Source organism: Streptomyces chlorus (assembly GCF_042655885.1).
GTDB lineage: Bacteria > Actinomycetota > Actinomycetes > Streptomycetales > Streptomycetaceae > Streptomyces > Streptomyces chlorus.
Window position 1 is genome coordinate 1 of record NZ_JBHSOA010000126.1, and the last position, 10374, is coordinate 10374.

Genomic DNA, 10374 nt, shown 5'->3' on the forward strand with positions numbered 1-10374 from the left:
CCCACCCCACAACACATCAAGCAACGGACGCCCCAACCCCGGCCCCCGCTCCAACTCCGCCACCACCGCCCCGAACGCATCGGCGAATGCCGGAAACGCCTCACACAACCCCTGCCCCATCCCCAACCGCTGCGCCCCCTGCCCCGGAAACACGAAGGCCACCTGGCCCTTCCCGGGACGGCCGGACCGCAGCACATGCGGATGCTGTTCTCCCTGGGCGATCGCCATGAGGCCCTGGATCAGTTCCTGATGGTCCGCGGCCACCACAGCCGCACGCTGTTCCATCGCAGTGCGCGAGGTCGCCAGTGAGTAGGCGACGTCGAGGTCGGCGGGGGCGCCCGTCTCACCGTCCTCCAGTCGGCGTTGGAGACGGTCGGCCTGGACACACAGAGCATCCTGCGTTCGGGCGGACACGATCCAAGGCAGCGGACAACCCTCCGGCCAGGAATGCCCGGAGCCGGCGGATGCGCCCGTACCGGTGCTCTCCGTGGTCTCGGGCTCCGGGACCTGTTCCAGGATGACGTGCCCATTGGTGCCGCTCATCCCGAACGAGGACACCCCTGCCCTGCGCGGTCGCCCGAGATCCGGCCATGTTCGGGCCTCGGCCAACAGCCGGACGTGCCCCGCCGACCAGTCCACATGCGGGGTCGGCTCGTCGAGGTGCAAGGACCGGGGCAGGACGCCGTGCCGCATCGCCTGCACCATCTTGATGACGCCCGCCACGCCCGCGGCAGCCTGGGCGTGTCCGATGTTCGACTTCACGGAGCCCAGCCACAGCGGCCTGTCCTGCGACCGGTCCTGACCGTAGGTGGCCAGCAGGGCCTGTGCCTCGATGGGGTCTCCCAGCACGGTGCCCGTGCCGTGGCCTTCCACGGCGTCGACCTCCGCGGCGGAGATTCCGGCGTGGGCCAGCGCCTGGCGGATGACGCGCTGTTGGGCCAGGCCGTTGGGGGACGTGAGCCCGTTGGAGGCTCCGTCCTGGTTCACGGCGGAGCCCCGTACCAGCGCCAGTACGGGATGGTGGTTGCGACGGGCGTCCGACAGTCGTTCCAGCAGCAGGACGCCTGCGCCCTCGGCGAGTCCCGTGCCGTCCGCTCCTGCTCCGAAGGATCTGCACCGCCCGTCCGGGGCGAGTCCCCGGCTGTTGCTGAAGTGGACGAACATTCCCGGGGTACCCATGACCGTGACACCGCCCGCCAATGCCAAGGTGCAGTCACCTCGGTGGATCGCGTGGACGGCCAGGTGCAGGGCCACGAGCGAGGACGAGCAGGCGGTGTCCACGGTCACCGCGGCCCCTTCGAGGCCCAGTGTGTAGGCGACGCGTCCGGACACCTGCCCGCCGCCGCTCGTCCCGCTGGGGTCGTGCCCCAGGGCGTAATCGTGATACATCAGCCCGGTGAAGACACCGGTGTCGCTCCCTCTCAGCGTCTGCGGGTCGATCCCGCCCCGTTCCAGGGCCTCCCAGGAGATCTCCAGCATCATCCGCTCCTGGGGATCGGTCAGACGGGCTTCCCTGGGGGTGATTCCGAAGAAGTGCGCATCGAATTCGGCGGCATCCCGCAGGAATCCGCCGAACCGTGTGGAAATCGAGTCCGGTTGTTCACCGCTCGCGTCATGAAGACGGTCGATGTCCCAGCCGCGATCCGCCGGGAATTCCGACACCGCGTCCACACCGTTGGCCACCGTATGCCACAGATCCTCGGGAGAGGCGATCCCTCCTGGATACCGGCAGGCCATGGAGACGATGGCGATCGGCTCGCGGTCGGCAGCACGCTCCGCCTCGGCAAGGCGCTCACGGGTGGCGCGCAGATCGGCAGTTGCCCGTCGGAGATAGGAGAGAAGTCTTTCCTCGTTATTCACGAGACCCCCGTTCGGCATGCAAAACTATGAAAGATAAGCACACGGCCGAAAAATCGAGGCCCATAGGGCACGCCCAGCCGAAAGTAACATGCAGGGTACTCTGAAACATGGCGATGCACCCCGCCAGGCGTTGCGATGTTATTTAACCACCGGGTAATTACCGAAATCTAATATGATGCTGCTCGACCGAAGTTCAGAACTCACCCAACTGGAATCCGCACTCGTCGACTGCGTGGCCGGAAGACCACGGATCCTCGTGGTCGAAGGGGCGGCGGGCTGCGGAAAGAGCGAACTCCTCGCCACGGTCGCGGAGCAGGCGGCCACCGTGGACGCCACCGTGCTGCGCGCCGCGGGATCGAAGGCGGAGAGACGTCTGCCGCTCGGTGTCCTGCGACAACTGGCCGGAAGCGCGCCGCACACGGGCCTGCCGGTGCCGCCCTCACCGCCGGCCGGTCCCCCGCTCATGACCCCCATGGGACAGTTCTTCGCCGCGCTGCACCGTCAGAGCATCGGCACGCCCGTGGTGTGCTGCGTCGACGATCTCCATCACGCCGACCCCGCTTCCCTGACGTACCTGAAGTACGTGGTTCACCACGCCCGTTCCTCGCGGTTACTCCTGGCCCTCAGCTGGCCCCTGGGCAACGAGGTGCAGGATTCCGGGTTCTGCACGGAACTCCTGCGCCATCGCGGCTTCCTCCGTATCCGTCTCGAACGCCTGAGCCGTTCCGCCGTGACCCGGGTGATCGCCCGCACCGCGAAACCCGCCGGCCACAGCGCCGACGTCGGGAATCTGTACGAGACCAGCGGCGGGAATCCGCTGCTGCTGCGAGCTCTGCTGGAGGACCACCGGCTGGCCACGCCCTCCGACGGCCGCCGAGAGGCACCGGGGGCCGACGGAGCCGCGAGGGTCGCCGGCGAGGACCTGTTCGGCAAGGCGCTCATCGCCTGTCTGGTGCGCAGTGGGCCACCGGCCCTCGCTGTCTCCGCGTCGCTCGCGGTTCTGGGCGGCGACCTCGCCACCGCCGAGCTCGCCGCCCGGCTGCTCGGCATCACGGTGGCGGCCGTGTCCCGCCAGATCCGAGCCCTGAACTCGGCAGGCATCCTCGACTGCTACCGGTTCCGCCACCCCGCAGCCGAGGGCCTGGTCCTGGACGCCATGGGCCCATCGGCACGCGGATGGCTCCACCGGCGCGCGGCGCCGCTGTTGCACGCCTACGGAGCACCCGCGCCCACGGTGGCCCGGCATCTCCTGGCCTCCGCACGGGCAGGGGTGCCACCGCTCGACGCGCAGTGGGCGTTCGCCGTCGCGCACGAGGCCGCCGGTGAACTGCTCGCCGAGAACAAGGCGAACGAATCCGTTGCCCTGCTGGAACTCGCCCACGGTCTCTGCACCGACAGGGAGACGCGCACCGCGACCAAACTCAGGCTCGCGGCTGTCACATGGCGGCTCGACCCGGCGGCCGGGGAGCACCACCTGTCCGAGCCCCTCGAGGAGTTGCGCGCCGGTCGGCTGCCCGCCACGCAGCTCGACGCGCTGGCCGGGCAACTGACGGCCCAGGGGCGGCTCGCCGAGGCCGCCGAGGCCGCCGAGGCCCGCGAGCCGGTCCCCCGGCCCGAGCAGAGGATGACGACCACTGGCCGAGCGACACCGGGAGCCTGGTTCTGGGCGGCCGTACCCGAGGAACTGGACGACCGGGCCGCCGCTTCGGACGCGGTGAGGCTGCTGCGGTCGGCCGTGCTCACCGACGCGACAGCGGGATCCGTCGCGCAGGCCTTATGGCGCCTGATCCGGTGCGGGCGGCCGCAGCAGGCCGTGCACTGGTGTCGCCCCCTGATCGAGGAGGCCATCCGCCGGGAGTCCCCTGGATGGCGGCTCATCTTCAGCACGCTCCTGGCCGAGGCGCTGCTCCTCTGCGGCGATCTTCGCGACGCCGAGGCCTATGCCCTGTCGGCCCTGCGGTGCCTGCCGGAAGGCGACACCAGCCTGCTCGTCTGGGCTCCGACGGCGACTCTGATCCGCGCTCGTACCGCTCTGGGCCGGTACGAGGCCGTGGACTGGCAGCTCGGCCGGCCAGTCCCTGAGGCGGTGTTCACCACCGCGTACGGGCTGTTCTATCTGCGGGCCCGCGGCCAGTACTTGCTGGCGACCGGCCGGAACGGCCCGGCGCTGGAGGACTTTCTGCGGGTCGGCAGCCTGATGCGGCGCTGGGCGCTCGACCGACCCGTCCTGTTGCCCTGGCGCAGCGATGCCGCCGAGGCGCTGCTGGGGCTCGGCGAGCGGGACCGGGCGGAGCTGCTGCTGAAGCAGCAGCTGTCCACAACAGACGGTCGCCGCCCGTGGGTTCGCGGTATCACCTTGTGGCTGCGCGAGGCGACCTGCGGCCCCGAGCGACGGCTTCCCTTGCTCGAGCAGGCGGTGGCCGAGTCACGCACGGCCGGCGACCAGCTGGCGCTGGTCCGCGCGATGACCGATCTGGGGAAGGTGCTTCAGGCACTCTGCGAGTCCGCACGGGCCGGTTCGATGGCGAAGCAGGCGCACACGGTGGCCAAGAGGTGCGGGGCCGAGCCGCTCTGCCAGGAGATTCTGTCGGACCGGCCCGGTTCTGGGACAGCAGCGGACGGGATGTTGAGTGCCTCGGAGTCGCGAGTCGCGGTGCTCGCGGCCCAGGGCTGCTCGAACCGCCAGATCGCGCAGAGACTCCACCTCACTGTTAGCACGGTCGAACAGCACCTCACCCGCGTCTATCGCAAGCTCGACATCACCCGCCGCCAGGACATTCCGGCCGACCTCCCACAGAGCCTGGTGGAGGGCTCCTGATCCGGTACGGTCCGGCCGAAAAACGGACCGCCCGCCAGGTAGTGACAGGCGGTCCGTTTCGATGCCGGCAGGTCAGACGCTGCTGACCGCTCGCTGCAGCAGACCCGCGAACGGGTCGTCTCCCGTGAAGTACTTGCGGGAGGCGGCCTCCCACTCCTCCTTCGAGATGACTCCGTCGCCGTCCGTGTCCAGGATCGCGGCGACGCTGAAGGCGCTGGTCTCGTCGAGGCCCTCCGCCTTCAGGAGCCGCGCCAGCTCGTGGTGGCTCAGAACGCCGTCCCCGTCGACATCGGCGATCTCGAACTCGGCCACCTGCCGCTTGGTGGCCTTGCTGTAGTCGTCAGGGGTGGCAGCCTTGACCGCCGCCTCGAACTCCTCCCGGGTGATCTGCCCGTCCATGTTCGTGTCGGCCCTTTCGGCGAGACGCCGCCAGTCGTCCGCGAACGCCTCCTTCACCGCCGCGATCTTCTTCGGATCTGCGTGCGGGAACTCGCGGACGATCCGATCGGCCATCAGGCTGAAGTCATCCACCGTGATGACGCCGTTCTTGTCTGCGTCAGCCATGTCGAACCAACCCCGGGCCTTGATCGTGAGGGTGTCCGCCTTCATGGCACCACCTTTCGCGCGAACCTGCGTTCGCCTAGAGAGTCGTCACGATGCGTTACGCATCGCTACCTATTGTTGCCAACTGCGGTCCGGCTCGCCACCGCCACAGAGGCGGGCCTGCGTATTCCACTCGTCCGGGTTCAATGCGCCCCCCTTTCACACCGGTCATCGAGCCACGCTCCGACAACCGCTGCCGTGGACGCCGTCATGTCCTCCAGCAACGTGAAGTGATCGCCGGGAACGTCACGGGCGACGTGACGCTGCGGCCAGCTCGCCCGCCAGCCCTCCGCCGCGGGCGTCGAGGCGACACGCGTAGGGAGGAAGGACTCCTCGGGCCGTACGAACAGGACCGGGGCACCGATCTCCTGGGGTGTCCACTCGTCGACGAGCTCGGCGTATCGCCCCATCGCAGACAGGCGTGGCGCGCTGAACGGGCCGAACTGTTCCTCCCGTTCCAGTAGTCCGCCCAGCATGTGCTCGAAGAAGCCCGTCATCGGGTGGGCACTCGGCAGATACGTGTCCAGCAGGACGACCCCGCCCGGCACGGTGTCCGACTCTTCCAGGCGGGCCGCCGTCGCATGAGCGAGGATTCCCCCGGCGGAGTAGCCGAGCAGGACGAACGGATCGTCCCCGGCAGCCGAGCGCAGTGCTGCCGCCAGGACGTCGGCAGCCGCGCCGATCGAGTCGGGCAGGCTCTCGTCCCGTACGAAGCCCGGTACGGGCAGGACGTGGACGTCGCGCACATCGCGGAAGGAATCCGCGAACCGGGCGTACTGCTGGGCTCCGCTCATCGCCATGGGCGACGGTACGCAGAACAGGCGGGGGCGCCGCGGGCCTGTGGTCAGCCGCACCGGCAGAGGTGGACGCTCCAGGTCGGCGGCCGAGGAGAAGGCGGGCCTGAGGCTCGCCGCCGCTTTGAGCAGGGCGATGCCCTCCCAGGTCCTTCCGTTGGCGTGCGCCTCGCGCAGCAGGGCGCTCAGCGTGTCCGGCTCCGCCGCACCGGGCGCCGGCAGGGACACCGGTGGCTGCGGATCTGCGCTGCCGGGCGGCCGGTTCTCGGCGGGGCGCAAGGCGGCCAGTTCCTTGCGCAGGTGCCGGGCCAGCTCGGTGGGGCTGCGGTGGTCGAACACCACGGTTGCCGACAGCCGTAGCCCGGTTGCCGCGTTCAGGTCGTTGCGCAGCTCCAGCGCTCCGAGCGAGTCGAGTCCCAGTTCCAGGAAGTTCCGCTCGACGTCGACGTCCCGCACGCTGGAATGTCGCAGGACCTCCGCCGTGTGTGCTCGCAACAACTCCGTCAGGACGTGCTCCTGCTCGGCGCGGGGCAACCCGGCCAGCTGCTGCCGCAGCCGCTGAGGTTCGTGCTCGGCGCCGGCGGCGGCCGGGCGGCGGGCCGACGCGGCCAGGCCGTGGAACAGCCGGGGCAGCGCGGTGCCCAGGGCCCGTAGCGCGCCGATGTCCAGGCGCAGCGGGATCAGCGCGGGCTCGGCGGCACGGACGGCGTCGTCGAACAGCGCGAGCGCCTCGTCCCGCGACAGCGGCAGGACTCCGCCCTGAGACAGCCGCGACCGGTCGGCCTCCGCCAGCGCGGCGCCCATCCCTCCGGGTTCCTCCCACAGGCCCCACGCCAGTGACACCGCCGGAAGCCCCCTGCTCCTGCGTCGTACGGCGAGCATGTCCAGGGCGGCGTTGGCCGCCGCGTAGTTGCCCTGGCCCGGGCCGCCCAGCACTCCGGAGGCCGAGGAGAACAGGACGAACGCCGACAGATCCAGGTCCTGGGTGAGTTCGTGCAGATGGAGTGCGGCGTCCACCTTGGGCCGCAGGACGGTGTCGAGGCGTTCTGCGGTCAGTGACGAGATCACGCCGTCGTCGAGCACTCCGGCGGCGTGGATGACGGCGGTCAGGGGGCGGTCGGCCGGGATCGCGGCCAGCACCCGGGCCAGGGCGGTGCGGTCGGCCGCGTCGCACGCGAGCAGTTCCGCCCGGGCACCCAGCTGGGAGAGTTCCGCCACGAGCCGGTCCGCGCCGTCGGCCCGGCGTCCCCGCCGGCTCAGCAGCAGCAGATGCCGGACGCCGTGCTCCGTGACGAGACGGCGCGCGACCAGGCTCCCGAGGGCGCCTGTGGCCCCCGTGACCAGCACCGTGCCCGGCGCACCCGACGCACCCGGCGCCTCCGGTTCTCCCGGCGACGCGGCACGGGCCAGGCGCGCCGCGCGCACCGTACCAGCGCGGACGGCCACCTGGGGCTCCTGGCCGAGCCCCGACACCAGCGCTCTGGCGGACACCTCCTGATCGTCCAGGTCTGCCAGCTCGATCCGGTCGGGGTGCTCCGTCTGGGCGGACCGCACCAGTCCCCAGACCGCCGCCCCGGCCATGGAGCCCCCCTCCTCCCCGGGCAGCGACACCGCTCCGCGAGTCACCACCACGAGCTTGGTGGATGTCAGCCGCTCGTCCGCCAGGAAGCACTGGAGCATGTCCAGAGCCCGGTGGGCGGCCGAACGGACCTCCTGCGCCGTGTCCCGCGTGCCGGTCGTGGTCCCGGCGCAGCCGAACAGGACGGCGTCCGGCGCCGTCGCTCCCTCCGCCACCACCCGGCTGAGGGAGCCGAGGTCGCTGTAGGCGTGCACGACGGCCCCGGCCGACTCCAAGGCCGCCCGGATCTTCAGCTCGTCGGTGCCGACGAAGGCCCACCGCGTCAACGGCCGCCCGGTGTCCTCCAGGAACCTGACGGGCGGCCAGTCCAGCCGGAACAGGGTGTCGCCGCGGGTCGGCCGGTACGCGGCGAGCTGCTCGGCCGAGACCGGGCGCAGTGTCACCGAGGTGGCCGAGAGCACAGGCCGCCCGGACGGATCCGCGGCCTCCAGGACCACCGTGTCCGGTCCGTCGGGGGTCAGCCGGACGCGAAGCCGGGACGCCCCGCTCGCGTGGAGCTCGACGCCGGACCAGGCGAACGGCAGCCTGGCCCGCTCCCCCGACAGGTCGCTCGCGGCGAGGGCATGCAGTGCCGCGTCCAGCAGCGCCGGATGCAGTCCGAAGCGGTCGGCTTCGCTGTGGGCCTCGCGTTCGAGGGCGACCTCGGCGAAGAGGTCACGGCCACGTCGCCACACCGTCTTCAGGCCCTGGAACGCGGGGCCGTAGCCGAGGCCGGCCTCGGCCATGCGGTCGTACAGTCCGTCCACGCTGCCGCACGGCTCGGCGTCCGCCGGAGGCCATTGGGTCAGGTCGGATGGCGCCGGTCGGCGGCCGGGGGCGAGGATTCCTCCGGCGTGCCGCTTCCAGGGCGTCTGCCCGCCGTCGGCCGGCCTCGCGTGCACGGTGAAGCGGCGGCTGCCGGAGTCGTCCGGTGCGTCCAGGGCAAGCTGGAGCTGTACTTCGCCCCGGTCGGGCAGGACGAGCGGGGCCTCCAGGGTCAGTTCCTCCAGCCGGGGGCAGCCGACCCGGGTCCCGGCCTGGAGGGTGAGTTCCACGAAGGCGGTTCCCGGAAGCAGCACGGCTCCCCCGACCGCGTGGTCGGCCAGCCAGGGCTGCCCCTGCACCGATACGCGGCTGCTGAAGAGCGTGCCGCCCGAATCGGCCAGGTCGACGACGGGACCGAGCAGGGGGTGGTCCGCGTCCGTGGCCGCGCCGGCCCAGGGGCGGGCGGTCATCCAGTAGCGGCGGCGTTGGAAGGCGTATGTGGGCAGGGCGACCGTACGCGCGCCGCGACCGGTGAAGAACGCCTCCCAGTCCACCGGGAGCCCCACCGCATGCAGCATGCCGACACCGGTGACCAGCGCCGTCGCCTCAGGGAGCCCCTTTCGGCGGAGCGGCACCAGGGCGATGCGGTCCTCGGGTCCGGTCAGGCATGCGCGGGCCATCGTCGTCAGCGTGGTGTCCGGTCCGAGTTCGACGAAACGGGTGACGTCCTGGCATTCCAGACAGCGCATGCCGTCGCGGAACCGGACGGTTTCCCGCACATGGCGTGTCCAGTACTCCGGTGAGCACAGCTCCTCGGCCGTGGCGAGGCGCCCGGTGACGTTGGACACGAGAGGGATGCGGGGCTCCGCGTACGTCAGTCCTTCGGCGGTCCGGCGGAAGTCGTCGAGCATGGCGTCCATCAGCGGCGAGTGGAAGGCGTGCGACACCCGCAGCCGGCCGGTCTTGCGGCCGCCGGTCTCCAGGTGCTCGGCGATCGTGAGGACGTCCCGCTCGTCTCCCGAGATCACCAGGGAGGCGGGGCCGTTGACCGCCGCGATGCCCACCCGGTCCCCCAGCAAGGGGCGGACTTCGTCCTCGGTGGCGCCGACCGCCACCATCGCGCCGTCGCGCGGCAGGGCGTGCATCAGCTGTCCACGGGCTGCGACCAGTGCACAGGCGTCGTCCAGCGACCACACGCCCGCCACGTATGCGGCCGTCGGCTCGCCGAGCGAGTGCCCCGCGACCAGGTCCGGGCGCAGGCCCCAGGAGTCCAGCAGTCGGTGCAACGCCACCTCGAAGGCGAACAGGGCGGGTTGCGTGTACGCCGTCTCGTCCAGCAGGGCGGCAACGGCCGGGTCACCGCCCTCGGCGAAGATCACCTCGCGCAGGGAACGGCCGAGGTGCTGGTCGAACCTGGCACACACCTCGTCCAGGGCCTGTGCGAACACCGGGAAGCTTCCGTACAGTTCGCGGCCCATGCCGACGCTCTGCGCGCCCTGCCCGGAGAAGAGAAAGGCCGTCCTGCCGCTGGTACGGCCCGTACCCCGCACCACGCCGGGTGCCGTCCGGCCGGCAGCGAGAGCGGACAGCCCGCGCAGCAGTTCCTCCCTGTCCGTCCCGACGACGACGGCCCGGTGGGGCAGGGGGTCGCGGGTGGTGGACAGCGCGTATCCGATGTCCAGCACGTCGGTCTCGTCGTGGGCGCGTACATGGGCGGCGAGTCGTCGCGCTTGTGCGGGCACCGCGTTCCGGGTCCGCGCGGACACTGGCCAGAGAACGGGGATCGCAGACTCGTGGGAACGCGCCGGGAGTACGTCCTCGGCGCCCTGGGAGGCCGGCTGTTCCCCGCGTGGGGCTTCCTCGACGATGACGTGGGCGTTGGTCCCGCTCATCCCGAACGAGGACACCCCAGCCCG

The 10374-nt window shown here is 71.2% G+C and carries 4 protein-coding genes; 1 reads left to right on the forward strand and 3 read right to left on the reverse strand.

Annotation, left to right across the window (positions count from 1 at the left end):
• Nucleotides 1-1878: type I polyketide synthase (locus ACFPZI_RS33750; RefSeq protein ID WP_381370982.1), on the reverse strand; the 1878-nt coding region annotated here is incomplete at its 3' end.
• A 154-nt stretch (nucleotides 1879-2032) separates the two neighbouring features.
• Here ACFPZI_RS33750 and ACFPZI_RS33755 point away from each other — a divergent pair.
• Nucleotides 2033-4678: a helix-turn-helix transcriptional regulator gene (locus tag ACFPZI_RS33755; RefSeq protein ID WP_381370983.1), complete on the forward strand. Its 2646-nt coding sequence runs from the start codon at nucleotides 2033-2035 to the stop codon at nucleotides 4676-4678.
• 72 nt (nucleotides 4679-4750) lie between these two features.
• Here ACFPZI_RS33755 and ACFPZI_RS33760 read toward each other — a convergent pair whose 3' ends face one another.
• Both ACFPZI_RS33760 and ACFPZI_RS33765 read right to left on the reverse strand, forming a co-directional pair.
• Entirely contained in the window at nucleotides 4751-5287 is a 537-nt protein-coding gene (locus tag ACFPZI_RS33760; RefSeq protein WP_381370984.1) for an EF-hand domain-containing protein, read from the reverse strand.
• A 137-nt stretch (nucleotides 5288-5424) separates the two neighbouring features.
• A complete protein-coding gene (locus tag ACFPZI_RS33765; protein ID WP_381370985.1) occupies nucleotides 5425-10365 on the reverse strand; it encodes an SDR family NAD(P)-dependent oxidoreductase in 4941 nt (1646 codons plus the stop codon).
• Nucleotides 10366-10374: the final 9 nt, after the last annotated feature.